General features: G+C 66.9%; 21 protein-coding genes and 2 pseudogenes. 12 read left to right on the top strand and 11 right to left on the bottom strand.

Features of this window, described 5'->3' with window-relative positions; all coding sequences use genetic code 11:
* Nucleotides 1-4: 4 nt before the first annotated feature.
* Nucleotides 5-1,444: a glutamate decarboxylase gene (locus tag ACXMDY_RS02245; RefSeq protein ID WP_259727460.1), complete on the top strand. Its 1,440-nt coding sequence runs from the start codon at nucleotides 5-7 to the stop codon at nucleotides 1,442-1,444.
* A 6-nt stretch (nucleotides 1,445-1,450) separates the two neighbouring features.
* Here ACXMDY_RS02245 and ACXMDY_RS02240 read toward each other — a convergent pair whose 3' ends face one another.
* From ACXMDY_RS02240 to ACXMDY_RS02230, 3 genes are all read right to left on the bottom strand, one after another.
* Nucleotides 1,451-1,924, bottom strand: coding sequence for a hypothetical protein (locus tag ACXMDY_RS02240; RefSeq protein WP_457767302.1), 474 nt, complete (start codon nucleotides 1,922-1,924; stop codon nucleotides 1,451-1,453).
* Nucleotides 1,925-2,002: 78 nt separating this feature from the next.
* On the bottom strand, nucleotides 2,003-2,809 hold the full coding sequence (locus ACXMDY_RS02235; protein WP_457767301.1) for a hypothetical protein: 807 nt from the start codon (nucleotides 2,807-2,809) through the stop codon (nucleotides 2,003-2,005).
* Nucleotides 2,809-3,477 (bottom strand): TetR/AcrR family transcriptional regulator, encoded by a 669-nt coding sequence (locus ACXMDY_RS02230; protein WP_457767300.1) that lies wholly within the window; start codon nucleotides 3,475-3,477, stop codon nucleotides 2,809-2,811. The genes ACXMDY_RS02235 and ACXMDY_RS02230 overlap by 1 nt, the downstream gene beginning before the upstream one ends.
* Before the next feature lie 186 nt (nucleotides 3,478-3,663).
* Here ACXMDY_RS02230 and ACXMDY_RS02225 point away from each other — a divergent pair, with 186 nt between their 5' ends.
* Nucleotides 3,664-4,368, top strand: a complete 705-nt coding sequence (locus tag ACXMDY_RS02225) for a Coq4 family protein (protein ID WP_457767299.1) — start codon at nucleotides 3,664-3,666, stop codon at nucleotides 4,366-4,368.
* A gap of 33 nt (nucleotides 4,369-4,401) precedes the next feature.
* Here ACXMDY_RS02225 and ACXMDY_RS02220 read toward each other — a convergent pair whose 3' ends face one another.
* Nucleotides 4,402-5,079 carry a DoxX family protein gene (locus ACXMDY_RS02220; RefSeq protein WP_457767298.1) on the bottom strand — a complete coding sequence of 226 codons (678 nt, stop codon included), beginning with the start codon at nucleotides 5,077-5,079 and terminating at the stop codon, nucleotides 4,402-4,404.
* Nucleotides 5,080-5,169: 90 nt separating this feature from the next.
* Entirely contained in the window at nucleotides 5,170-5,400 is a 231-nt protein-coding gene (locus tag ACXMDY_RS02215) for a chlorophyll a/b-binding protein (RefSeq protein ID WP_259727639.1), read from the bottom strand.
* Nucleotides 5,401-5,596: 196 nt separating this feature from the next.
* Between ACXMDY_RS02215 and ACXMDY_RS02210 the strand changes: the two genes are divergently transcribed.
* A complete protein-coding gene (locus ACXMDY_RS02210) occupies nucleotides 5,597-6,655 on the top strand; it encodes a metallophosphoesterase family protein (protein WP_457767297.1) in 1,059 nt (352 codons plus the stop codon).
* Here ACXMDY_RS02210 and ACXMDY_RS02205 read toward each other — a convergent pair.
* Both ACXMDY_RS02205 and ACXMDY_RS02200 read right to left on the bottom strand, forming a co-directional pair.
* Entirely contained in the window at nucleotides 6,599-8,020 is a 1,422-nt protein-coding gene (locus ACXMDY_RS02205) for an NAD(P)/FAD-dependent oxidoreductase (RefSeq protein ID WP_457767296.1), read from the bottom strand. The genes ACXMDY_RS02210 and ACXMDY_RS02205 overlap by 57 nt on opposite strands.
* 35 nt (nucleotides 8,021-8,055) lie before the next feature.
* Nucleotides 8,056-9,246 carry a class I SAM-dependent methyltransferase gene (locus tag ACXMDY_RS02200; protein ID WP_457767295.1) on the bottom strand — a complete coding sequence of 397 codons (1,191 nt, stop codon included), beginning with the start codon at nucleotides 9,244-9,246 and terminating at the stop codon, nucleotides 8,056-8,058.
* A gap of 48 nt (nucleotides 9,247-9,294) precedes the next feature.
* Here ACXMDY_RS02200 and ACXMDY_RS02195 point away from each other — a divergent pair, with 48 nt between their 5' ends.
* Nucleotides 9,295-10,134 carry a TPM domain-containing protein gene (locus tag ACXMDY_RS02195; RefSeq protein ID WP_259727452.1) on the top strand — a complete coding sequence of 280 codons (840 nt, stop codon included), beginning with the start codon at nucleotides 9,295-9,297 and terminating at the stop codon, nucleotides 10,132-10,134.
* Between the two features lie 24 nt (nucleotides 10,135-10,158).
* Here the strand turns inward: ACXMDY_RS02195 and ACXMDY_RS02190 are convergent, their stop codons facing one another.
* From ACXMDY_RS02190 to ACXMDY_RS02180, 3 genes are all read right to left on the bottom strand, one after another.
* Complete coding sequence (locus tag ACXMDY_RS02190) at nucleotides 10,159-10,920, bottom strand: glycoside hydrolase family 24 protein (RefSeq protein ID WP_259727451.1); 762 nt, start codon at nucleotides 10,918-10,920, stop codon at nucleotides 10,159-10,161.
* A 683-nt stretch (nucleotides 10,921-11,603) separates the two neighbouring features.
* On the bottom strand, nucleotides 11,604-12,674 hold the full coding sequence (locus ACXMDY_RS02185) for a hypothetical protein (protein WP_457767294.1): 1,071 nt from the start codon (nucleotides 12,672-12,674) through the stop codon (nucleotides 11,604-11,606).
* Nucleotides 12,668-13,531 (bottom strand): TIGR04168 family protein, encoded by an 864-nt coding sequence (locus tag ACXMDY_RS02180; protein ID WP_457767293.1) that lies wholly within the window; start codon nucleotides 13,529-13,531, stop codon nucleotides 12,668-12,670. The genes ACXMDY_RS02185 and ACXMDY_RS02180 overlap by 7 nt, the downstream gene beginning before the upstream one ends.
* 73 nt (nucleotides 13,532-13,604) lie before the next feature.
* On the opposite strand from ACXMDY_RS02180, the gene nadA reads away from it, so the two are divergent.
* The 4 genes from nadA (at nucleotide 13,605) to ACXMDY_RS02160 (ending at nucleotide 17,106) form a co-directional block, all read left to right on the top strand.
* Nucleotides 13,605-14,561, top strand: a complete 957-nt coding sequence (gene nadA / locus ACXMDY_RS02175) for a quinolinate synthase NadA (RefSeq protein ID WP_457767576.1) — start codon at nucleotides 13,605-13,607, stop codon at nucleotides 14,559-14,561.
* Nucleotides 14,562-14,589: 28 nt separating this feature from the next.
* A complete protein-coding gene (locus tag ACXMDY_RS02170) occupies nucleotides 14,590-15,582 on the top strand; it encodes a ligase-associated DNA damage response exonuclease (protein WP_457767575.1) in 993 nt (330 codons plus the stop codon).
* Nucleotides 15,583-15,711: 129 nt separating this feature from the next.
* A complete protein-coding gene (locus ACXMDY_RS02165; RefSeq protein ID WP_457767292.1) occupies nucleotides 15,712-16,236 on the top strand; it encodes a hypothetical protein in 525 nt (174 codons plus the stop codon).
* A gap of 24 nt (nucleotides 16,237-16,260) precedes the next feature.
* Nucleotides 16,261-17,106, top strand: coding sequence for a tetratricopeptide repeat protein (locus ACXMDY_RS02160; RefSeq protein ID WP_457767291.1), 846 nt, complete (start codon nucleotides 16,261-16,263; stop codon nucleotides 17,104-17,106).
* 15 nt (nucleotides 17,107-17,121) lie between these two features.
* On the opposite strand, the pseudogene ACXMDY_RS02155 reads toward ACXMDY_RS02160, so the two are convergent.
* Nucleotides 17,122-18,710: pseudogene (locus ACXMDY_RS02155) on the bottom strand (IS3 family transposase).
* Between ACXMDY_RS02155 and ACXMDY_RS02150 the strand changes: the two are divergent.
* The 4 genes and pseudogenes from ACXMDY_RS02150 to ACXMDY_RS02135 form a co-directional block, all read left to right on the top strand.
* A pseudogene (locus ACXMDY_RS02150) lies at nucleotides 18,709-19,038 on the top strand (tetratricopeptide repeat protein); the annotation flags it as partial. The pseudogenes ACXMDY_RS02155 and ACXMDY_RS02150 sit on opposite strands and share 2 nt — an antisense overlap.
* Nucleotides 19,039-19,044: 6 nt before the next feature.
* Complete coding sequence (locus ACXMDY_RS02145) at nucleotides 19,045-20,700, top strand: CHAT domain-containing protein (RefSeq protein WP_457767290.1); 1,656 nt, start codon at nucleotides 19,045-19,047, stop codon at nucleotides 20,698-20,700.
* Nucleotides 20,701-21,711: 1,011 nt separating this feature from the next.
* Entirely contained in the window at nucleotides 21,712-22,494 is a 783-nt protein-coding gene (locus tag ACXMDY_RS02140) for a hypothetical protein (protein WP_457767289.1), read from the top strand.
* A gap of 91 nt (nucleotides 22,495-22,585) precedes the next feature.
* The gene (locus ACXMDY_RS02135) at nucleotides 22,586-24,256 is read left to right on the top strand and encodes an ATP-dependent DNA ligase (RefSeq protein ID WP_457767288.1); all 1,671 of its coding nucleotides are present in this window, start codon (nucleotides 22,586-22,588) and stop codon (nucleotides 24,254-24,256) included.
* Nucleotides 24,257-24,258 lie beyond the last annotated feature (2 nt).

Genomic DNA, 24,258 nt, shown 5'->3' with positions numbered 1-24,258 from the left:
GAACGTGCTCCCGCCAGGCCGCCCGCCGGTCTGCCTGCTCACCCTGCCGATGGCCCTTCATTCCTCCCTGTTCAACGACTTCGAACGCCTGATCAACGCCCCTGTGTATGCCCGGCCCGGCGCCACCAGGGGCATCCCGAAGGACGCCCTGCCTGCCGACGGCATGGACCCGAAAGTGGCCTCCAGCCTGATCAGCGATGAACTGCTGCTCGATGGCAACGCCCGCCAGAACCTGGCCACCTTCGTGACCACGTTCATGGAACCCGAGGCGACGGCACTCTTCGCCCAGTCGGCGGACAAGAACATGATCGACAAGGATGAGTATCCGCAGACGGCGGCGATCGAGGGCCGCTGCGTGAGGATTCTCTCCTCGCTGTGGAATTCTCCCGATCACGAGAACGCCACCGGCACTTCCACCACCGGCTCCAGCGAGGCGGTGATGCTCGGCGGTCTGGCCTTGAAGTGGAAGTGGCGGCAACGCCGCGCGGCGGCCGCTCTGCCCACCGACCGGCCGAACCTGGTGATGGGCAGCAATGTTCAGGTGGTCTGGGAGAAGTTCTGCCGCTACTGGGATGTGGAGCCCCGCTACGCCCCCATCGAGGCCGGCCGGTTGCAGCTCAACGCCGAAGAGGCACTCAAGCTGGTGGATCAGAACAGCATCGGCGTGGTGGCCATCCTCGGCTCCACCTTCGATGGCTCCTACGAACCGGTGAAGGAGATCTCCGAGGCCCTCGATCAACTGCAGGCCTCAGGAGGGCCGGATGTGCCGATCCATGTGGACGCGGCCTCGGGCGGCTTCATCGCCCCGTTCCTCGACCCCCAGCTGGAGTGGGACTTCCGGGTGCCGAGGGTGCGATCGATCAATGCCTCCGGCCACAAGTACGGCCTGGTGTATCCCGGGGTGGGCTGGGTGATCTGGCGCACCCCGGCCGACCTGCCGGACGACCTGGTCTTCCACGTCAACTACCTCGGCGGAGACATGCCGACCTTCGCGCTCAACTTCTCCCGGCCCGGTGCCCAGGTGATCGCCCAGTACTACAACTTCATCCGGCTGGGGTTCGAGGGCTACCGAGCGATCCAGCAGGCCTGCCGGGACACGGCGATGTTCCTGGCTGAGCAGATCGCCCGGATCGGCCCGTTTCAGTTGCTCTCCGATGGATCGGAGCTGCCGGTGTTCTTCTTCCGGCTCAAACCGGAGGTGGTCCGCTACACCGTGTTCGATCTGTCGGCCAAGCTGCGGGAGCGGGGCTGGCAGGTGCCCGCTTACTCCCTGCCCGACCATCTCACGGATGTCTCAGGGTTGCGTGTGGTGGTGCGCAACGGCTTCGGTCGGGATCTGGCCGAGCTGTTCCTGCAGGACCTGATCGGTGCCACCACCTTTCTGGAAAGTCTGGCGGCGAAGCTGCCCCACGATCCTGGCCACACGGAGAACTTCCGGCACTGAGCAGGCTCAGAGCCTCGGCGCGCCGGGTGCGTCGAGCAGCGCGTCATCGGGCCAGGCACCCAGCCCCCTGAAGCGGCTGGCCAGGAAGCCGAGCAGGCTCATCTGACCGCCAAGATCCTGCTCCACGGCCCATTCGGCCTCCTGGATCTGCGTCTCGTCGAGGGCCAGGCCATCCAGCAACCGGCGGTAGGCCACCTTCTCCTGCGGGTTGATGCTCGAACCGTCGCCGGCCCGGCGGCTGATCCGGATCACCTGGTAGGCCAGCTTCGCCGCCAGCTGCCGCTCGTCCCCGGAGCCGAGCCGGGTGATCAGTCTGTCGAGCACGTCGAGCCCGGGGGCCTGCTCGGCGAGGGCCTGATCGGCTCCCAGCTGCAAGAGGAGTTCCTGTTCCTGCTCCGAGAGCTCCCCGTCCGACCAGGCGACACAGCAGAGAATCCGCAGCAGGTCGCGGTTCACTGTGGCCTCTCCGGCTTCCGTCATGACCAAGTCGATCCGCTTCCCGACCACTCCAGCACGGCTCCCAGCCGATCCAGGCGGTCGAGCCCCGCCTCAGGCCGCTCAGGGCCGCTGGAAGCGGCGGCGCTCCCAGGCCGTGAGCCGTTGCTCGCTGTCGTAGCCAAGGCTCAGCTGATCAAAGCATCCCTCACTGAGCCGGCAGCCCACCTGCAGCTGGAAGGCACCGGCCGGCAACAGTTCCGGCAGGGAGCAGAGAAGTCCGTCGTCGAAACCGGCGACGGGGTTGCCGTTGCGGAACGTGGCGGCACGGAAGGGTTCGCACGCCTGCGGCTCTGGATCCTCGGCGGGCCACTGCCCCGGCAGGAGGCGCTCGATCTGGCCCGGCCAGCCCTCCAGCTCCGCCAGTTGCTGCCGAGCATCACCGCGCGGCGGCCGCTCGGGATCGACCACTGCCGCCAGGCTGCAGCGGAACGGCACCACCCCCAGCGTCTGGAGACGCCAGAGCGAGCCGCAGGGTTCGTAGAGCAGCACCAGCATCGAGCGGGCCCGCCCAGCGAAGAAGTTCAGCTCGTGGCCGAAGCGCGGCTGGCCGGCATCCACCGCCAGGCTCGATTGGCCGGCCACGCCGCGGAACTGCCAGCACTGCCCCGCCTGGTTGTAGCTGGCGCGGCTGAGCGGCAGGCGGCGGCGTCCCTGCGGCGCGAAGCGCAGACCGCTGCCATCCCACAGGCCGGTGTCGGGATCGGAGAAGCTGATCGCATAACAGGTGCCGGGAATCTCAACGGCAGCACGCTCCAGATCCAGCCGCCCGTCCGTGTTGCGCTCGTACCAGCGGCTGGTGCCACACCAATGGCCCTCGAAATTGAGGCGATTGAGCTGCCACTGGCGATCGTGACCGGAGCTGGCCATCAGCCTGCCGCCATCCGGCGACGCAGATAAGCGATCGCCAACAACGTTGCCTCCCGCACCAGCCGCTCCCGCAGGACCGGCCCATGGCCGAGCGAAAGCCAGAGCAGGTTGCCGATCGTCTTCACCAGCACATAGGCGATCAGGCCGGCCTCATCGGCCGTGAACTCTCCACCTTCCGCCGTGCTGCGCACCAGGAGTGCCCTCGCCCATTCAGCCACCAGGCGGGCATCGGCCTCCTCCTCGATCGCCACCAGATCCGGGGTGGCGCTCTGCACGTCGAGGAAGATCGCGGCGTAGCCGGGATGCTCGTCGAAGAACCGCGCCGTGCGGGCCACCAGCGCCTCGATGTAGGCGTCCAGCTCCAGGCAGGCGCCCTCCTCCCGCTCGAAACGGCTGAGGTCGTCGTGCAGCTGCTCCCCGTAGCCCTGGGCAAGGCTGCGCAGGATCGCCCCCTTATCGGGGAAGAACTGATACAGCGAACCGATCGGCACCCCAGCCTGCGCCGCGATGGCGTTGGTGGTGGTGGCGCCGACCCCCTCGGCCACGAACAGCGTTTCGGCCGCAGCCAGGATTCGCCGCAGCCGCTCCTGGCTGCGGGCCTGGCGGGGCTGGCGCCGCAGGCCGGAGCCGGGATCCAGGAGCGGGGCAGATCCGCCGGCAAGGCTCACGGGAGAAGGGGGCGGGAGACCGGTGGACACCGGCGGACAGGGCGGAAGACCCAGGACAACCAGGTAATCCGAGCAATCCTCGCATCCCCCTTGACAAAGCTGAGGGATGCTCATACTTTATAAAGGTGAGCAATCCTCGCGTTCTCTGGCCGACGCCGGCCGCCCCATTTCTCGTCACCTGCTTCGATGGCCTTTCTCCCCAACGCCGGGGTCGGCTCCGCCCGGCCTGCCGCTCCCGAGCCCTCCCCCTTCCGTGTGCTGGGCACCTTCCTGGCCATGACCGGTGGCGACGATGACCTCGAGCTGGTCGGGGCCCTCACCGACGCCCTGCTGGCCACCCCGTCCTATGCACTGGCCGCCGAGCACCTGGGTCACGATCCCGCCTGCGCGGCCCTGATCCGCGAGCGCTACATCCCCGGGCCCCAGAACCTGGAGGCCCTGGCTGCCCTGCCGAGCAACACGCTCGGCCACGCCTATGCCGCTGAGCTTGCCCGCCTCGGCTATGACCCCAACCTGCACGCCGGCATGGTGCCGAACAGCGACGCCGAGTATGTCGAGCTGCGGCTGAGTCAGACCCACGACCTGTGGCACCTGATCACCGGCTTCGACAGCTCGACGCACGGTGAGATCGGTCTGCAGGCCTTCCACCTCAGCCAGTTCCCCTATCCCCTGGCCAGCCTGCTCACAGCCCAGGCACTGCTCTCAACCACCCTGTTCGAAGCTGAGCAGCTGGCTGATCTGGTCGAAGCGATTCGCACCGGTCTGGAGATGGGCCGTCAGGCTCAGCCCCTGTTCGCCCAGCGCTGGGAGGAAGGCTGGCAGAAGCCGCTCAGCGACTGGCGCAACAAACTGAATCTTTCATCGGGCCCACCGCCGGGAAGCACCAGTTGAAGCATCCTCAGCCGTGAAACGCGGTGGAGAAGCTCAGCTGTTGAGCGAGCCCTCGGCCGCCACCCGCACCAGGATCGGGGCCGCCTGCCGGGCAGCACCGGCATCCGGCTCCTGCTCCACCGGCTCGCTGGTCAGACCGGCCACGATGCCGCCATCAAAGGAGAAACGACCGGGGCCGATCAACAGCAGGGCGAGGCTGCCGCCCAGGTAGAGGGCCACGAGCTCCAGAATATAGATGTTCAGACCGGCGGTGAGGATGTGCTGGTAGGCCGCGACGGTCATGGTGCCGGTGATCGCCAGGGCGCCGACCGGTGTGAACAGACCCAGGATCAGCAGCCAGCTGCCGATCAGCTCGGAGAACCCGGCTGCATAGGCGAAGAAGAGGGGGAAGGGCAGGTGCAGGGAGGCCACGTAGGTGTTGGCGAACTGCTGGGGATCCGCCAGCTTTTCCTGGCCGTGATGAATCATCAGCACGCCGATCGCCAGGCGCAGCACCAGCAGACCGGTGTTCACGGCCCAGCCCTGTTTGAGCACGTAGCGGGAGATCAGGCGGCGAACCGCAGCACTGCCGACAGCCGGCTCCGCCCTGAGAACAGCTCTGGAGCCGGCTTGGCCTGGCTGGGGCGAGGGGCGATTGAGAACGACGAACCAGAGAGCCATGCCAGCGGCCATGAAGCCGGTGAACAGTTCCAGGAGCAGAAGCGTTGACAAGGGAGGGACTGAGAAGCAACCCATCGAGTCTGGCAAGCGATGTAACGAAGCGTGAAGCAGGCCAGGCGACGGCTCAGGCCGGGCAACGGCTCAGCCCAGAACCCAGAGCAGAGCCAGGCGCAACTGACCGACGATCCCCTCACCGGTGAGCAGCTCCCCGACGATCGCCGCCAGGAATCCCAGCATGGCCACCCGCCCGTTCAGCAGCTCCACACCGGCCAGGGCCGCGCCATTCCAGGGCAGATCACCCGTCATGCTGGCGCCGAACCGCTCAACCGGTTCGTACTGGAACTTGCCCTCAGCACTGGTGTCGTCGATCATCGGGTTGTCATGGGAGGTGTGATCGACGGTCATCGGGTTGTCGTGCAGGGAGCAGGAAGGGGAACGGTGCAGCCGTGGGCGACACCGGGATCAACACCGTGGGCGACACCCCGGCCTCCCCGATCGCTCAGCCTAGGAAACCAGGGCTGCACTCCCTTTGCCTTGCCCTTGATCTGACCGTTGGTAAGGTCTGGCCATGCAGCCGCCGCTCTCCCGACGCCGCTTCCTGGGCCTCACAGCCGGGGCGATCGGGACAGGCGCGATCGGAACAGGTGTGCTGGGGACAGGTGGGCTGGGGAGGGCGGCCTTCGGATCCGGATCCGGCTTCACCCTGCCACCCCGCGCCGACCTGCGGCTGGTGCTGATCTCCGACCTCAACGCCAGCTACGGATCCACCAGCTACAGCCCAGAGGTGGGCCGGGCCGTGGCCCTGATCCCCTCGCTGCAGGCCGATCTGGTGCTCTGCGCCGGTGACATGGTGGCCGGCCAGAAAACCAGCCTCAGCAACGCCCAGCTCACCGCCATGTGGGAGTCGTTCGGACGGCTCATCCTTGCGCCACTGCGCCGGGCCGGCCTTCCCTTCGCGCCGGCGATGGGCAACCACGACGCCTCGGCCAGCCGCTCCGGCGGCCTCTACACATTCGAGCGCGAGCGGCAGGAGGCAGCGCGCTTCTGGCGACGGCGCCAGAGCAGCCTGGGGCTCGATTTTCTCGATGCCAGCGGCTTTCCATTCTTCTATTCGGTCCTGCAGGACGGCCTGTTCCTGCTGGTCTGGGACGCCTCCTCGGCGCTGGTGCCGGCCGAGCAGGTGCGCTGGGCCGAGCGCAGCCTCGCCTCGCCAGCCGCCCGCTCGGCCCGAAGGCGCCTGGTGCTCGGCCACCTGCCGCTCCAGGCCGTGGCCCGGGGCCGCGACGATGGCGGCAACGTGCTCAACGGCGCCGATGCCCTGCGCCAGCTGATGGAACGCCACGACGTTTCGGCCTACATCAGCGGCCACCAGCACGCCTACTTCCCAGCCAGGCTGGGGCGGCTTGATCTCTTCCAGCTCGGCGCCGCCGGCAGCGGGCCGCGGGCGCTGTTGCAGGGGGGAGCCGCCCCGTTTCAGACCCTCACCGTGCTCGACCTCACCTGGAGCAGCGGCCGCACGGTCGACACCACGATCAACCTGCGCACGATGCGGCCGGTGGAGAGGAGCCGCCTACCGGAGCGGCTCATCAACCGCCAGGGCCGGGTCCTGCAGCGCCGGCCCGGCTGATCGCACCGGGGCGCGGGCCAGGCCCACATCGACGCCGATGTGCTGGTTCGGGCGGCCGGTGATCAGCAGGGCACTGCGCTGGCGGGTGGCGATCTGCCACAGCCAGCGGGTGAGCAGGGTGATGCGGTTCTCGGTGGCGGGGATGAAGGCCAGGTGGGCCAGCCCCCAGAGCAGCCAGCCGAGCAGACCGGTGACCCGCACGCCCCGCAGGTCGGCCACCGCATACAGAGGTCCGATCACCGCCATGCTGCCGAGATCGAGCCAGCGGAAAGGTGGGCTGGCCTCGCCTTCGAGGCCGAGCAGGATGTCCCTCGCCACCCACGCCCCCATCTGCACCGCCGGCCCGGCCATCCCCGGCAGCGGTGCCCCATCGGCGGTGTGGCTGTAGCAGCAGAGATCGCCCACCACCCGCACTTCCGGGTGGCCGGGCACCGAGAAATCGGCTTCCACCAGCACCCGGCCGGATCGATCAACATCGCAGCCGCTGCGCTCCGCCAGCAGCTTGCCCAGCCGTGAAGCCCGCACCCCGGCTGTCCAGCAGATCGTGGCGGCCTCCAGAAAGCGGGGCTCCTGATCTCCCTTCAGCAGCACCTTGCCCGGCTCGATTGCCTCCACCAAGGTGCCCAGCCGCAGCTCCACCCCGTTTCGCTCCAGGTACCCCGCCGCCGCCTCCCCCAGTTCGGCATGCATGGTCGGCAGCACCCGCTCCACCGCATCGACCAGCACCACCCGGCAACCCTCCACCCGCAGTTGCTTGAAATCCCGGCGGATGGCGCTGTGCATCAACTCGATCAGGGAGCCGGCCAGCTCGCAGCCGGCCGGTCCGGCCCCCACCACCACCACGGTCTGCAGGAAGCGGCGACGCTGCGGATCGGTGCTCTGCTCGGCCTCCTCCAGGGACATCAGCAGCCGGCGGCGGATCTCCTGGGCGTGCTCGAGGATCTTCATCGGCGGCGCCAGCGGCCGCCATTCCTCGTGGCCGAAGTAGGCGCTGCCGGAGCCGCAGGCGAGCACCAGCTGGTCGTAGCTGTAGTGGTGACCGTTGAACAGCAGCTCGCGTCGCTCCAGATCGAGATCGACGACCTCCCCCAGCAGAACCTGCACATTCGGCGCCTGGCCGACCATCTGCCGCAGTGGCGAGGCCACATCGGCCGCCGAGACCAGCCCCGATGCCACCTGATACAGCAGAGGCTGGAACAGATTGAAGTTGCGTTTGTCGATCAGGGTGACCCGCACCGGCCGGTTGGCCAGGGCCTGGCAGACCCGCACCCCGGCGAAGCCGCCACCCACCACCACCACATGGGGCCAGTGGGGCTCGGCGGCGGCGGGGGGCTCGAGTTCGAGAAAAAACCGTTCAGGCGCCATCGCCCACCTCCCCACCAACCCGTCGTCGGGTCGTCCTAAGCCGCAGCGGGCGGAGTGGTTGTGCCCGTTGCAGCACTCACCGGCGCAGGATCGGCCAGAAACAGGGGCTGGTGGGCCGTCCCGCGGCCAAAGGCCAGCCAGCGGAAATCACCGAGGGCCAGCGGATCCACCAGCCGCAGCAGCGCCTCACGGCGGCTGAGCAGATCAGCCAGATCGGCCGCGCCCTGGTGCTGCAGCCCATGCAGGCGCTCCGCCAAGCCGAGGGCCAGCAGGGCTTCCCCCTGGCGACGCTGGCCGAGGAAGCTCCAGCCACCGGCGGCGGCGGCGGCCAGCAGGCTGTCGATGCAGAGGTGGGCCGTGAGGTCCCAGCTTCCCGGTTCGGCAAGGGGATCGGCGCTGGCCCGCTGGCCCCGGTAGGCCATCAGGGTGCCATTGGCACGCTGGGGCGCGTAGTAGCGCCAGGCCTCCAGGGCGTAGTCGATCACCAGCAGGCGCCCCCGCCCGAGCGCCTGGCCGCAGGCCGCCAGCCAGGGGGCCAGGCCCGGATGCAGCTCCGTGCACCAGCCGGCCGGCCGCTGCTCCCCGGCCGGTTCCAGTCCGAGCGGCTCCAGCGCCGCAACCGCCGCCGGCTCCAGGGGCTCGCCCGGCTCCAGCCGCAACATCCCCCGATGCAGAGCCACGCACTGGCGGTGCCAGGCGTCACCGACCCGGATGATCCGCTCCACCGCCAGGGCATCGAGCACCTCATGGGCCAGCACCACGCCCAGCAGGGGCCGGGCCGCCAGCTGATCGAAGCCGCTCCAGCGGATCGGCAGGGGACAAGCCTGCAGTCGCTGGCGCTGGCGCCTCACCATGCCGGCGTTGGGTTCCACCAGCACCAGCTCGGTGCGGGCCGCCAGCGCCGGCCAGCCGGTGGCCAGGGCTGTGGCCAGCTGGAGGGCCAGATCGCCCTCACCGGGGCCAGCCTCCACCAGGGAGAGGGTTGCCGCCGGATCAGCCGAGGCCAGCTCCTGCAGCCACTCGGCGATCTGGGGGGCAAGCAGGGCGGCGAAGTCGCTGCCCAGCGACGGCGCCGTGACGAAATCAGCCTGGGTGCCGATCCGCAGCCGCCCCGCCCCATAGGCGCCGTGCTCAGGGTCATGCAGCGCCCACTCCATGAACAGGGCGAAGGGCACGCGGCCGCCTGCCGCCGTGAGGCGCTGTTGCAACCAGCCTGGAACGGACACGGTGGGCGCCCTGGGTCGGGGAGAATGCAGGGTCACTGAAGCAGCCGCATGGGTCAAGCCGCCGGATCACCGCACCGCCACCGCGGCGCCATCGGCAGCCTGCTCGGCCTGGTGGCCGGCCTGCTGCTGCTGGTCACGCCGCTGGGCTCCCCGGCCTGGGCTGCCGACAACCCCTCGCTGCTGCCCGATCACCTCACGCCCGTGATCGACCTGGCCCGGGCCCTCACCGACGGCCAGCGAAGCAGCCTGGAAACCCAGCTGGATGCCTTCGAAGCCAGCAGCGGCTGGAAGTTGCGGGTTCTCACCCAGTACGAGCGCACGCCGGGACTGGCGGTGAAGCAGTTCTGGGGGCTCGATGAGCGCAGCCTCGTGCTGGTGGCTGATCCCCGCGGCGGCAACCTGCTCAACTTCAACGTGGGCGATGCCCTGTTCGCCCTGATGCCGCGCACCTTCTGGGTGGAGCTGCAGACCCGCTACGGCAACCAGTACTACGTGCGCGACCACGGCGAGGACGGGGCGATCGTCGATGCCCTCACGGCCGTGGAAAGCTGTCTGGAGCGGGGCGGCTGCCAGGTGGTGCCTGGCCTGCCCCAGGAACAGTGGCTGCTCACCTTCTGCACTTCGGTGCTGGGCGGCCTGATCGTGGGTTTTGCCGCCTACCCGCGCAAGGAGGGAGACCGGGTGGCCTGGAGCTGGGTGCTGCTGCTCTCACCCCTCTGGGGAATGCTGTTCCTGGTGTTCGGGCTCGGGCCGGTGGTCACCCGAACCTCGGACCTGCTGCCGGTGCTGCGCAACAGCCTGGGGTTCGGGGCCTGTGCGGTGCTGGCCTACCTGGTGGCCCAGCGAACGGTGGGCAAGCCGCCCCTGGCCGGCGACGGTCAGGGCTGAGCTGGCCTGGGGCGAGGGCGCCGGTCAGGGGGTGGCGAGGCTGGCCTCCTGAAGGGCACAGGCCAGGGAACCGGGCTCGCAGCTCTCGGAGCGGGGTTTGGGAGCGCTGGCGATTTCAGCGCGGCGGCTGTTCAGGCCAGCCCGCAGGCTGGCCAGGTTGGCCTCATAAAAACGCTTGAGCTCGGCGAAACGCTTCACCGGCTGGCCATAGAAGCTGCGGCCGGCCAGGGTGGGGAAGGAGGCCCACTCGGGCGCCAGCCGGGCGGCCAGTTCCGGTGTCATCTCGCCACGATCGGCCAGGTGAAGGGCGCCCCGATGGCGAATCAGGAAGATCGCCGCCTGGTCCTGCACATCCGGGCCGAACCCCTGAAGACCCAGCCTGTTGCTGGCGATCGCCCAGGTGGGAGGCATGAACTGGTAGGCCCCGGCGGCGGCACTGGCATAGCCCGTGGTGCGCATCACCCGGTTGGGATGGCGATCCAGGGAGGCCATCAGGGAGCCGCCGAACAGAATCCAGTAACCCTGATCGTGGCCGTTGGCCCAGGTGCCCTCAGCGAAACGGATCGTGTTGAGCAGGGCGCGTCGCTCCGGAGTGATCGCGAAGGAACGGGGTTGATCCACCGCTTCCTCGGGCGCCACCACGGCGACGGAGTTGGGTTCGAGGGAATCGTTGGGAGTGGTGTTGCGGCGGATGGTGTCCCAGACGGAAGCCTGGGCAGGCCCCATCAGGCCGAACAGCACTGCAGGGAGGAGCAGCTTGAGGGAATGGGAGAAAAAGGTGCGCAAACCGTTGCTGGTGGGGGAAGGGACGGGTCGAAGGGGCCACTGGGCCGGATCGGTGGGCCGAATCCCCGAGGATCAACCCCGTGGACCATGCCGTACAAAAAAGCCTGTTGATGTCGCCGTGGCGACAAAAGAATCAGGGCTGGATGAATGAGGAATCGGATGAATGAAGCCTGATCTGGATGCCCGAGCCAAACAGAAACTCAGCGCGGGTAGGCTGCAGGATGCTGCAAAGAAGATCGAGACCGACCCAACGAGGGCCGATGATCCGAGCCGAGAGAAATCGGGCTGAACAGAGGTCCTGTTGAGCAGGAATTCAGACTGATCAGCGAACAGGGCAACAAACAATCCGCTCAAGGAGCAAGCTCAACGCGCAAGCTCAACAGACAGAGAGAGGAGGAATGAAAACTGGTGGGCTCGTCGGAGAGATGGATGGATACATCGCGGCGGGCTTGAATCAGCGGTAATTTCTCAAAAGATCCCCCCGTTCAACTTGTGATAAGTGACAGTCGCACAACCGTCCACTCATTATCAGAACTGGCACACCAGGATCACATCACTGCCAGTCACAAGGATTTCTGATGCTCAGCCTGGCATCATTGCCGATGATCAGAACTACTGATTGGTGTGATTAGATCTGTTGCCTATCACACCAGAAGGGCTGCGCCGCCGGGTGGCAGCGCCATTCAGCACGCCAGGGCCGCGACCTTCTCAATCGCCTCAGCCGCCCGTTCGGCCCCGCCCAGCTCCAGGGCCGCCCCGCTGGCCGGGAGCAGAGGAAGGTCGAGCTGCCAGTCGCCGGCAAGCAACTGGGCCTGGCTCAGCAACCGGTGCGGGCCGCAGCGCTGCAGCTCCCACTCCATCACGGCCGCCTCGGCAAAACCCTGGCGCTCCACCAGATGGATGCCCAGCCCATGGCTGAGCGCCTCGCAGAAACTGCTGTAGCCGGCCTTGCTGATCATCCGCCCGCACAGGGGCATCAGCTCCAGGGGGCGCACCCCGGGGGGCAGCAGGCGCACGTTGGGGGCAGTGGCGCTACCGGGGTCGGAGCTGAGGAAGCACCAGTGAGGCCAGCGATCGAACAGTCCTGGACTGAGCGGGAAGCCCATGCCGCCGAAACTCACCAGAACGCAGCGCTGCCGTTGCTCCGGCAGGGCGAGCTGCTCGCGCAGCAAGTCGGGATCCAGCCGGGGAGCCGCCGCTGTCAGCCCGACCCGGGTCTGCGGCAGGTCCCAGTCCATCGCCAGCGAGAAAGGGCAGCGAATCAGGTGGTCGCCCCGCCGGTAGAGGGAGCGGCAATGGTCCGCCCAGGCCAGAAAAGCGCCGCCCATCGGGGCGTAGATGTCGTCCCAGCCGAAGTTGCCCATCCAGACCAGGGGCAGCCCGGCCGCCGCCGCCAGGCTGGCGGCGGCCGGCGGCACATCCCCCAGCAGCAGGGCCCGGCCGCCCTGCTCCGCCAACCAGCTGGCCTCGGCGGCGATCTGATCCGGCAGCCGCCGCTCCAGCTCCGCCAGGGCCAGCAGGGTGGCGGGGGCGTCGATGCCGAGGGCATTGGCCTGGACGGCGCCCACATCCCAGCCGCAGCGGCGATGCTCGAAGGGCACGGCCCCGAAGGCGCCGGAGAGGAACTCGGCCGACAGGGAAGAGGAGATCACCAGCCGCCAGTGGGGCTGCCGCGCCGCCAGGGCCAGCAGCACCGAAGCCACCCGCGAGCCATGGCCATAGCCGTGGCCACTGACACAGGCGTAGATCAGCACGGCACGGCCTGGGCCTGCTCCACCAGCGTCTGCTCGTAGAGCAGGCGCCCCTGGGGGCTGTACCAACGGTGACTGGCATGCACGAGCCGGTGACCATCCAGCTCCACCCAGGAGAAGTGGCGCAGTTGCCGTCCCTGGGCATCCATGCCGTGGCGGGGCACACAGGCGGCATTGAGATAGGCGGTGCCGCGCCGATCCACCACGAAGCTGCGCCGCTCACCCCGGCCGCGCCGCAACTGGTGGTGCATGTGGCCGAACGCCACCAGCGGCAACGGCCGCTGCCGCTGGATGCGATCGATCGCCAGGGCCAGATCCATGTCTCCCCAGTCGCGGGCCGGCGACTTCCAGTCGCGGCCGCAGGGGTCATGGGCTTCGCTGCCCAGTCCGCTCGGACCGGAATGGGCCAGCAGCACCAGCGGCATCAGCGGATCCGCCCCGAGCGCCGCGGCGGCGATCCGCCCCGCCGACTCCTCCGAGCTGACCGGCCCCCACAGCGCCTTCACCCCCATCGAAAGGCGATAACCGCCACCGGCACTGGCCGGGCGCCCCCCCACCACGGCCAGACCGGGTGGACGAAGGTCACAGCGCCGCCAACCGCAATGGCGGTTGCCGAGCAGGTCGATCTGGCGCTGCAGCTTGCGGCCGCTGTCGTCCTTGCCGGTGTCATGGTTGCCGAGAATGCAGGCCAGGGGCTGCTCCACGTTGGCCAGGCTGGCGGCGATCCGCTCCTGGCCATCGCTCAGATCACCGACCACCAGAACCGCATCAGGAGCCAGGACGCGCAGCAGGGCCACGTCCTCCCGATCCCACTGCCCGTGCAGATCCCCGGCAATGGCAAGGCGAATCGGGGCCGTCACAAATCCCTAGGCTGGATGCATCCTGCCGCAATTGAGGCCCCGATTGGTTTTCGCGGCTCCACCAACCCTCTCGATTCCAACGGCCCGTTCAACGGCCCCACCACCACGCCATCAGCTGGCAGCGGCGATCGAGACCCTGCGGCGCGAGCGTAACGCCGTGATCCTGGCGCACTACTACCAGAACGCTGACATCCAGGACATCGCTGATTTCATCGGCGATTCACTCGAACTCTCCCGCCGCGCCGCCAGCACCGACGCCGAGGTGATCGTGTTCTGCGGGGTTCGCTTCATGGCGGAAACCGCCAAGATCCTCAACCCGGGCAAAACGGTGCTGCTGCCCGATCTCGATGCGGGCTGTTCCCTGGCCGATGCCTGCCCTGCCGAGGCTTTCGCCGCCTTCCGCGCCCAGCACCCCCACCACTACGTGGTGAGCTACATCAACTGTTCGGCGGCGGTGAAGGCGCAGAGCGACCTGATCTGCACCAGCAGCAACGCCGTGAGCCTGGTGCAGCAGCTGCCGGCCGATCGGCCGATCCTGTTCGCGCCGGATCAGAACCTGGGCCGCTGGGTGGCGCGCCAGAGCGGCCGTGAACTCACCCTCTGGCCGGGCAGCTGCATCGTGCACGAAACCTTCAGTGAGCAGGCGCTGCTGAAGCTGCGGCTCGATCATCCCGGCGCCGAAGTGATCGCCCACCCGGAATGCCTGCCCAACATGCTGGATCTGGCCGATTTCATCGGTTCCACCAGCAAGCTGCTGCAGCGCGCCGAAACCAGCGACGCCACGGCTTTCATCGTGCTCACCGAGCCGGGCATCCTGCACCAGATGCGCCTGAAGCTGCCCCACAAAACCTTTTATGAGGTGCCCGGGCAGGACGGCTGCAGCTGCAATGCCTGCCCCTACATGCGGCTGAACACGCTCGAAAAGCTGTGGCAGTGCCTCGCCAACCTGGAGCCGGCGATCGAGCTCGATGAAGCGCTGCGCCTCCGGGCACTGCTGCCGATCCAGCGCATGCTGGAGATGAGCCGCTGAGCCAGGACCCTTGCTGCCGCCGGGCGCCCTGATCCAGCACACCCCCCAGGGGCTCTACTGCCCAGCCGCGGGCGCCTGGATCGACCCCTGGCGGCCGGTGCCGCGCGCCCTGCTCACCCACGCCCACGCCGATCACGCCCGGCCCGGCAGTGGCGAATACTGGGCGGTGGCCAGCAGCGAGGGGGTGCTGCGCCAGCGGCTGGGACAGGCGATCACGCTGCACGGCGTGGCCTATGGCCAGGAGCTGCGCCTCGGTGAGGCCACCGTGTCGTTTCACAGCGCCGGCCACGTGCTGGGTTCGGCCCAGGTGCGGATCAGCGCCGGTGGTGAAACCTGGCTGATCAGCGGCGATTACAAGCGCGATGCCGATCCCAGCTGCGTGCCGTTCGAGCCGGTGCACGCCGATGTGCTGATCACCGAGGCCACCTTCGGCCTGCCGGTGTACCGCTGGCGGCCGGGCCAGGAGGTGGCCGCCGAGATCGCCACCTGGTGGAAGGGTGCCCCGGAGCGCCCCTCGATTCTGTTCTGTTATGCCTTCGGCAAGGCGCAGCGCCTGCTGGCGGAGCTGCACCAGCTGGGCCTGAGCGAAGAGGTGCTGCTGCACGGCGCCGTGCAGACCCTGATGGCCCCCTACCGCGAGCAGGGCATCGCCATGCCGCCCACCCGGCCCGTGAGTGAGCTGCCCCGCAGCGAGCCGTTGGCGGGCCGGTTGGTGCTGGCGCCACCGTCGGCGCACCGCTCGGTGTGGATGAAGCGGTTCAAGGCACCCCAGACGGGCTTCGTGAGCGGCTGGATGGCAGTGCGCGGTGCCCGGCGGCGGCGCGGCTACGAGCGCGGCTTCGTGCTCAGCGACCATGCCGACTGGAACGGCCTGCTCAGCACCGTGCGCCAGAGCCAGGCCCGCCAGGTGTATGTGACCCACGGCCAGGACGACGTGCTGGCCCGCTACCTGCGCGAGGTGGAAGGCATCAGCGCCGAGCCGCTGGGCGACTTCGCAGCGGAGCGGGGGTTGGATGCCTGACAGGAAGTTATTTGTCTCGATGAGGAGCTCGGGCTTCAACAGCCTTCTAAGCCGAGAATCATGACCCAAAGAAAGCACATCGGTTCTGCGCTGGGTCAGTAACAATGGGTGGGACTGCAAGGATCACCGATGCAATCGCCCTGCGTGCCATCCAACCAAGCTCGACGTGCTGCATTGCGCCGCCAATCATTACTATGGACAGTGTTACTGCTGGGGTTCGGCTGGCTGAATAAGATCAGCATAGCCCGAGCGGAGACGTCCTCCAGCATAAAGACAGTGGCCAGCTTGCTGGCTCAAGGGACTCCTCTGACGAAAGCAAAAGCGATTCCCGCGGAGTTACAGCGCTGGTTCGATACATCACAGGAAGCCGCTAGAAAGGGCAATGCGACGGAAGCGGTGAGGTTGATGCAGCAGGTGCTGCGTTGGGTGCAAGGGAACCTGCCCAAGGTGGACCTGTTTCATGCCCAGAGCCTTATCAATTATGGGGTAATTCTCGGGATAGCTGGTCAAAGGCAGGAGGCTTTGGCACAGACAGAAGAAGCGGTGAGTATTTTGCGCAAGCTTCCAATCAGCAGCCCCGCAATCCTGAACTATCTTGCCGACGCTTTGAACAATCTAGGAATCCAGTTCAGCAACTTGGGCCGCCAGCAGTAAGCCCTTGTGCCGACGCATGAAGCGGTGGAGATTTACCGGGAACTGGGGAAAAACAATCCTGAATTCCTGCGCGATCTGGCCGGATCTCTGAACAACCTGGGGGGCCGGTATAGCGAGCTGGGCCACCGGCAGGAGGCGCTCGCACCCACGCTGGAAGCGGTGGAGATCCGTCGCGAGCTGGCGAAGACCAACCCCGCCTTCCTGGGTGACCTGGCCAGATCCCTCAGCAACCTCGGCATCCAGTACGGCAATCTGGCCCGCCGCCAGGAGGCGCTGGTGGCCACGCAGGAAGCAATAGGGATCCGCCGAGAGCTGGCAAAGACCAACCCGGTTTTTCTGGGTGATGTGGCCACCTCCCTCAGCAACCTCGGCATCCAATACAGCGAGCTTGGCCGCCGACAGGAGGCGTTGGCGCTCACACAGGAAGCTGTTGGCATCCGGCGCGAGCTGGCAATGACCAACCCCTCGTACCTGCGTGATCTGGCCACCTCCCTAAGCAACCTAGGCATCCTGTACAGCGAGCTGGGCCGCCGACAGGAGGCTCTAGCGCCCACGCAGGAAGCGGTGGAAAAACACCGCGAAATAGCGAAGACCAACCTCGCTTTCCTTGGCGATCTGGCCACCTCCCTGAGCAACCTCGGCATCCTGTACGGCGAACTGGGTCGCCGGCAGGAGGCGCTAGCCCCCACGCAGGAAGCAGTAGGGATTCACAACAAGCTAGCGAAGACCAATCCCGCTTTTCTGGGCGATCTAGCCACCTCCCTGAGCAACCTTGGCGGCCGGTTCAGCGAGATGGGCCGCCGCGAGGAAGCGTTTTCACCAACGCTGCAAGCAGTGGGAATCCGCCGCGGTGACTGCCAGAAAAGATGACGCCCCTGCCGCCAATCAGACGGCGATCGACAAAGTAGCCGGACCGTTGGCGTTTTCTGGAGGCGGTGGATTGATCCAGACCACCTCCGGTTGATGCCAGCTGCGGGTGGAGCGGCTCCAGCGGCGGGGGTGACACTGCCGGGCCTGCTCATAGACGCGGGAACGGTGGCGGCAGATTTCCTCGGCCTGACCGCTGTGGCGCTGGTGGGGCGTCACGAATCGGATGGCGCTGTGGCGGTGCTGGTGGTTGTACCAGCTCACGAACGTGGCCACCCAGGCGCAGGCGTCGTCCTTGCTTTGGAATGGCCGCCTGGGGTAGTCCGGTCGGTACTTGACCGTTCGGAACAGCGACTCCGAGTAGGGATTGTCGTTGCTGACCCTGGGCCTGGAGAAGGATCTGAGCACCCCCAGCTCCTCCAGCCGGGCTTCCAGGGTGGCAGCGCGCATGGCGTTGCCGTTGTCGGCATGGAGGACCAGCGGCTGGCGGCGGCCCTTACTGATCCGCTCCCGCAGACAGCCACGGCCGACCAGATCAGCGGCGATCTGGGCGTCTTCCCGCTCGGCCACATCCCAGGCCACCACCTTGCGACTCCAGACGTCGATCACCAGATAGAGGTACAGCCACACCCCCCGAACGCTGGTGGGCAGGTAGGTGATGTCCCAGCTCCACAGCTGATTCGGCCCCCTGGCCTGCAGCCGTGGCACCGGACGGGGCTCTTGGGGCGGACGGGCCCGCCCGCGGCGGTGGGCCTGGCCGTGGGCATGGAGCACCCGGTAGAAGCTCCGCTCCGAGCCGATATAGAGGCCCCGATCCGCCAGGACCGGCACGATCTGCCCCGGCGGCAGCGCCGCGAATTCCGTCTGGTTGCAGGTGAGCAGAATTCGCTGGCGCTCCTCCTCACTCAGGCGATGGGCCACATGGCGGGGGCTTCCTCTGCGGCGATCGCTGCCGTCCCCATCACCAGCGAACTGACGCCGCCAGCGCTGCAGGGTGGTGAGCCCCACACCAAGCAAAGCGGCCACCTCACGGGCCCGTGCGCCCGCGGCCATGCCGGCCTCGAGGATCCCCAGGGCCTTGCGGCGATCAGACGGTGAGGTCAGTCGCCCCCGTCCTCTCCCCAGAAGGCCTGGATCTTTTTTGAGGCCATCAGCAGCGCCGCCGCCTCCGCCAGGGCCTTGTCCTTGCGGCGCAGCTCCTGCTGCAGCCGCTTGATCTCCCGCTGATCGGCCTGGTGGCGCTTCTCCAGGTCCTTCTGCTCGGCCATCGTCACCAGCGGCTGTGCGTTGGCATCCTGGGCGGCCTGGCGCCAGCGATCCACCTGCTCGGGGAACAGACCCCGCTCGCGGCAGTAAGCGCCGAGTTCGGTGGCGTTGAACCCAGCAGTCTCCAGGACCACCGTGAACTTGTCAGTTGGGCCCCAACCCTCGGGGTCCTTCTGGGTAGCCGGCACCACCTCCCCCTGCAGACGCCAGGCCTTGCGCCATTTGTAGAGGGTGATCACGTGGATGCCCAGCTCCTGGGCGATCTCCGTCACGCTCTGGCGATGGGGAGGCCCCATCCGCCGGCGGACATCAGCTTTGACAGCCTCGCTGTAAGGGCGCATTGATCGGTTCCATCAGGCCCCCTGGTGGTGGAAATGGTCGAGATGGAGAGGCGTCAACTTTCCTGGCAGAGGGGGCCGTGAGCTGGCAAAGACCAACCCCGCCTTCCTGGGTGATCTGGCCACCTCCCTAAGCAACCTCGGCATCCAGTACAGCGACCTGGGCCGCCGACAAGAGGCGCTGGCGCCCACGCAGGAAGCGGTGGGAATGCACCGCGTACTAGCGAAGACCAACCCCGCCTTCCAAAGCGATCTGGCCAGATCCCTGAACAACCTTGCCACCCTCTCAATAGCACTCGGCAAAATGCCGGCCGCTCTTCAGCTTCTTCACGAGAGCGTGAGCACCGAGGTGAGCTACCTGCAGAGGGAGCTGCCGCTACTGCCAGAAGGCCGGCGCAAGCAGCTGCTGGAGGTCTTTGGCAATCGCTGGCAGATCCCCTTCTCCACGGCAGGTGCCGGTGAGGCCGGAGCCCAACAGGCCATTTTTACCAGGTTGAACCGGCATGGACTGCTACAGGACCTCCAGCGCAGCCAGTCCCTGCTGTCGAGAAGTGGCTCCTTGCAGCCTCTAGTTGAACAGATCAAGGCACTCAACGTCCAATTGGCCAGCGTCGCCGCGAGGGAGGAGGAGCGGCAACAGCTTCTGGCCCGCAAAGAAGAGCTGGAACAGCAGCTCTATAACCAATTGCCTCAAATTCAATCCGCCCTAGTGGAGCCCACTCAGATCGCGTCTGCTCTCAAGACAATGGCAACTCGAGGTCTGCTGGTGGAGTTTCAGCGGTACGAGTCCTATTCCGGCAGCAGCCCTGGTAGGGAGCAATGGGGATCTTCCCGCTACCTCGCCCTTCTGCTCAAACCCGACGGTTCAACCCGGGCCATTCCGTTAGGGGAAGCGGCGCCGATTGACGCGGCCGTGACGGCAGCCCTAACAGCTAGCGCCGATCCCAGGCGCCAAGCGGAGGCCCCGGAGAAACTAGCGGTGGTGAGCCGGCTTGTGCTGGCGCCTTTGCAGGAAGAACTGCAGGAGGTTCGGGAGCTGTTTGTGTCTCTGGATGGGGAACTGAACCGGCTGCCATTCGCGGCGCTGCCCTGGACGACAGCCGATGGGCCCATCCTGGGAGACATGAAGTTGTTGCGGTTGCTTACTACTGGACGAGATCTGCTACGGCTCCAGCAACCTGCCAAGACGGGCGGGCCGGCAATGCTATTCGCCAACCCAGATTTCAACGCCACCACCAAGTCGTCCGAAGGGCCCAACACTCCCAACACGAGCCCTGTTAGGGGTCGCCAGCAAGTCGCCCAACAACGCTCGCCAGGCGTGCGACATGTCAACCCTTGGCAGCCCCTGGCGGGCACAGAGCATGAGGCTCGCGCACTTGCCCCGCTACTGCGTCTCAATTCCGTGATCAGCGGACCCGAGGCCACCTCCACCCTGGTGCTGCAGCTGAAGGCACCGCGCATCCTCCACATCGCCACCCATGGCTTTTTCCTGGCCGATCAAGCCCTGGCAGCAGACGTAGGCAACTCAGGATCGCCAATCACAGCCCTAACAGCAGGCGACCCACTGCAACGCAGTGGCCTTGTGTTCGCCGGTGCCAACCAACCCGAAGCTGATCCGGCCGATGACGGCTACCTCACGGCGGCGGAAGCCACCGGCATGGATCTGGATGGCACCGAACTGGTGACCCTCTCGGCCTGCGAGACGGGCCAAGGGGACGTGCGCAGCGGAGAAGGTGTTTATGGATTGCAGCGTTCACTGGCGGTGGCGGGCGCCCGCTCCACCCTCCTCAGCCTTTGGAAAGTGGACGACGGACTTATCGTACGTTTCATGGAGAGGTTTTACAGCCGCCTAAAGGCTGGAGAGGGTCGGGCTGATGCTCTCCGCAACACCCAGGCGGAGTTTCGCGACCACAAAAACTCCACCTACAACGACATCCGAGTGTGGGGAGCATTCCAACTCATCGGCGATTGGAGGCCCATGACGGGGTGGTGATCCATATTTGCGTCATAAGCGCGCGGGAGTCTGAAGAGCTGCATACTTAGCCTTGAAGCTTTCTTTATGCCATGGTCGGCCCGTGGGTTCAAAGCCCTAATGTCATACGGCAGCTCCTTTGGGCAACGGTGGCCCTCATCCTCTCTTCTACCGCCAGTTCTGCGGCCGAAATGGACATGGAGTCTGCCATCATCGCAGCAAGCGGGCGGTTGCATCAAGCCTGGTTGGCCGATCCCATGACAGCTACAATGCCATTCCCGGCGGTCAGTCTGCTTTCTCTAGGCGCCTCAGTGGATGGGGTTTGCAACCCCAAGGCACCACCTCGCCGGCCGGCTCCAACAGCTGCATATTGTGCAAAGAATGACGAGGTGCTTCTCGACAGGGATCTCCTCGCCGACGTCACCCGCATTCCATTCCGGCTTGGTGCAAGCTCCGAGGTGTCTTACTGGATCGCTATGGCCCTGGCCGAACGGCTACTTCCGGCAGATGAAGGCACCTCTCAGCCCACGCCCCTTAGAACTCTCCAGGCGAACTGCCTGGGAGGGATCTTGCTCGGCGCAAGTCCTGATATTCAGTCCACAGGGGATGCCACACCTTTGCTGAACACAGCTCGCGCGGCCTACGGCGATCGCTACAGCAGTACCGTGGGTACCGCCAGCCAGAGAGGGTACGCCTTCCTGTCCGGGCTTGGGGCCACGGGCACCACCTCCTGCTCCAGCATCGAGATGGCGGCTCTGGCTCAGAGCTCTGTCCCCGATCCCGCTCTGCTCCAACAGATCGAGCAGCTTCCGCCCCCGGATCGGGCTCACAGCAGCCTCATGGCCGCGATCAATAGCCAGTGTCAGCCGAGGCCGAGCAAGCCCTGCCCGCGCACGATCAGCACCTCCCGCACAACTCGCTGAGTGAAGCCGGATTACCCAGATCTGCTCACCTCGAGGGGTAAAGGGGTCCCAAAAAAGGGAATGCCGGGGAGCGGCTCCGACAGGGGCCTCTCTGCGATTGCCTCAATGGATGCGCTCCGAAGTACTGCACGAATGGATCCGCTCCGGTGGCATCCTGATTGCCGCCGCATGGGGGGTCTACACCTTCGTCTGGAAAGACATCCTGGTGCCCTCTTGGCAACCCGCCCACCTCAACCTGGAGGCCTCCCTCACGCCAGTTTCCGATCGCCCCGCCACAGCCGAAGGTCTGGAGATGACCCTCGATCTGAAGGGAAGCAATTCCAGCAGCCGACGCGTTTATCTCCTGAGCAATGTGTGGTCCCTTAGCAGCATCACAAGGGAATCTCGCCCTGCAGCGACGGTGCCCGGCAGTACTGGCTTCCAACAGGAATCTGTCCTTGCGCTTCAGCGTGTCGGGCTGCAGCACGCCGAACGCGGCGTAATCAGCCTTCCAGGACGGTTGCTGGCCGTCGGGCGGTTGTTTGACGACGAATTCATCGATCCTGGGGGTTCCGTGAGTCGCACAATCCTTGTGCGCATCCCCAGGGGCTATGCGGCGGCAGAACTTAGGGTAATCATGCCGCTGCTGACGCGGCGACCCGAAGGACTGTTCCGCGGTCAGCGGATTACCTGGGGCCTGCAAGAGCCCGACGATGGGATGCCGATGCTCCAGCTCTGCTCGGCGAGCGCTGACCAGCCCAGATCACCCTTCGACTGCAAGGCCTTCGACGAGACAGACGATCAAATTTTGCAACGCTTCGACCCGAAGAAATCAACTATCACACTGTTCAAGCAGATCGGCCTGCCTCTCAGCTCAGGCCAGCGAGTCCCGCAGAACGGAGCGAAACCCTGAAGATGAACCGGGCTCTTCAGTCGCCAGGTTATGGACAACCCGAACCTGTGTTCTGTTCCGTCTTCCGCCCCGTCCGGATTGACCCGATCCGATGCACGCCTTCTGCCACCTTTATGAGTGCCTGGACCAGAGCACGGGCACCAAGGCGCGCGTGGCGGCGCTGGCGGCCTACTTCCGCGAGGCACCGGCGGCCGATGCGGCCTGGGCCCTGCAGCTGCTGCTCGGCAAGCGGCGCCGGCGGCTGCTCACCGGGCGGCGCTTGCGGGAGATCTGTCAGGGAGCAGCGGCCCTGCCGGACTGGCTGTTCGAGGCCTGCCACGCCCAGGTAGGGGATTCGGCGGAAACAATCACCTTGCTGTTGCCCCAGCTGGAGCTGCAGGCCGCTGAACCACTGGAGCTGCCGCTGTCGGTGTGGATGGCGGAGCGGCTGCCGGCGCTGGCGGCGCTGGCGAACGAGGAGCAGGCGCAGGCGGTGCTGCAGATCTGGGCGGCGCTGCCGCCACAGCAGGTGTTCGTCTTCAACAAGCTGCTGAGTGGCGGCTTCCGGGTGGGCGTGTCCACCGGCCTGGTCACGCGCGCCCTGGCCGTGATGAGCCAGCTGGAGGAGGCGGAGGTGGCCCATCGGCTGATGGGTGGCTTCGAGCCCAGTGCCGCTGCCTTCACCGCCCTGCTGTGCCCCACCGCCGGCAATGGGGCCGCGCCGATCAGCCGGCCCTATCCCTTTTTTCTGGCTGCTCCGCTGGAGCCGGAGCGTCTGCAGGCGGACGATCCCGCCCAGTGGCGCGCCGAATGGAAATGGGACGGCATCCGCGGCCAGTTGATCCGCCGCGCCGGCAGCACCTTTCTCTGGAGCCGCGGCGAAGACCTGGTGAACGAAAGCTTCCCGGAGCTGGTGGCCCTGGGCGATGCCTTGCCCGATGGCACCGTGCTTGATGGCGAGGTGATCGTGTGGCAAGCGGAGGCGGACCGCCCGCTCGGCTTTGCGGCCCTGCAACGGCGCCTGGGGCGGCGCAGCGTCAGCCGCCGTCTGCGGCAAGACTGCCCCGCCGCCTTCGTGGCCTACGACCTGCTGGAGGAGGGCGGCTGCGACCTGCGCCAACAGCCCCTGGCGGCGCGGCTGCAGGCCCTGGGCCAGCTCAGCGCGGCGGTGGGGACAACCGTCGGGGAGGAACTGAAGGGGCGCCTGCGCCTCTCGTACGAGCTGCCGTTCCAGAGCTGGGAGGCGCTGGAGTCGCTGCGCAGCCAGGCGCGTCAGGCCGGCGCCGAGGGCTTGATGCTCAAACGGCTGGATTCGCCCTATCTGGCGGGCCGCAAGCGGGGCCACTGGTGGAAGCACAAGCTCGCGCCGATGGAGCTCGATGCGGTGCTGCTCTACGCCCAGGCGGGCAGTGGCCGCCGCGCCAACCTGTTCACCGATTACACCTTCGGGCTGTGGACCACAGCAACGCCGGAAGCGGCAGGTGCAGAGGCCAGCCCGCGCCAGCTGGTGACCTTCGCCAAGGCCTATTCCGGTCTGGATGATGCCGAGATCACGGCGCTCGATCGCTGGATCCGCCGCCACACCACGGAACGCTTCGGGCCGGTGCGGGCGGTGGAGCCACTGCAGGTGTTCACGCTCGGCTTCGAAGGCCTCCAGCGCTCCGGCCGGCACCGCAGCGGCGTGGCCGTGCGCTTTCCGCGCATCCTGCGCTGGCGCCAGGACAAACCGGCCGCCGAGGCCGACACCCTGGCGGCCGCCGAAGCCTTGCTCGATGACAGCTGACG

The organism is Cyanobium sp. ULC082 (genome assembly GCF_977927535.1).
The sequence above is the reverse complement of the archived record's forward strand: the minus strand, read 5'-3'. Positions and strand labels throughout refer to the sequence as shown.

Excerpts from the sequence above, each read along its gene's own strand:
- ACXMDY_RS02240 (WP_457767302.1), bottom strand. The coding sequence starts at position 1,924 with ATGACGGAAGCCGGAGAGGCCACAGTGAACCGCGACCTGCTGCGGATT.
- ACXMDY_RS02235 (WP_457767301.1), bottom strand. The coding sequence starts at position 2,809 with ATGGCCAGCTCCGGTCACGATCGCCAGTGGCAGCTCAATCGCCTCAAT.
- ACXMDY_RS02225 (WP_457767299.1), top strand. The coding sequence starts at position 3,664 with ATGGCCTTTCTCCCCAACGCCGGGGTCGGCTCCGCCCGGCCTGCCGCT.
- ACXMDY_RS02215 (WP_259727639.1), bottom strand. The coding sequence starts at position 5,400 with ATGATCGACGACACCAGTGCTGAGGGCAAGTTCCAGTACGAACCGGTT.
- ACXMDY_RS02210 (WP_457767297.1), top strand. The coding sequence starts at position 5,597 with ATGCAGCCGCCGCTCTCCCGACGCCGCTTCCTGGGCCTCACAGCCGGG.
- ACXMDY_RS02205 (WP_457767296.1), bottom strand. The coding sequence starts at position 8,020 with ATGGCGCCTGAACGGTTTTTTCTCGAACTCGAGCCCCCCGCCGCCGCC.
- ACXMDY_RS02195 (WP_259727452.1), top strand. The coding sequence starts at position 9,295 with ATGGGTCAAGCCGCCGGATCACCGCACCGCCACCGCGGCGCCATCGGC.
- ACXMDY_RS02165 (WP_457767292.1), top strand. The coding sequence starts at position 15,712 with ATGCAATCGCCCTGCGTGCCATCCAACCAAGCTCGACGTGCTGCATTG.
- ACXMDY_RS02140 (WP_457767289.1), top strand. The coding sequence starts at position 21,712 with ATGCGCTCCGAAGTACTGCACGAATGGATCCGCTCCGGTGGCATCCTG.
- ACXMDY_RS02135 (WP_457767288.1), top strand. The coding sequence starts at position 22,586 with ATGCACGCCTTCTGCCACCTTTATGAGTGCCTGGACCAGAGCACGGGC.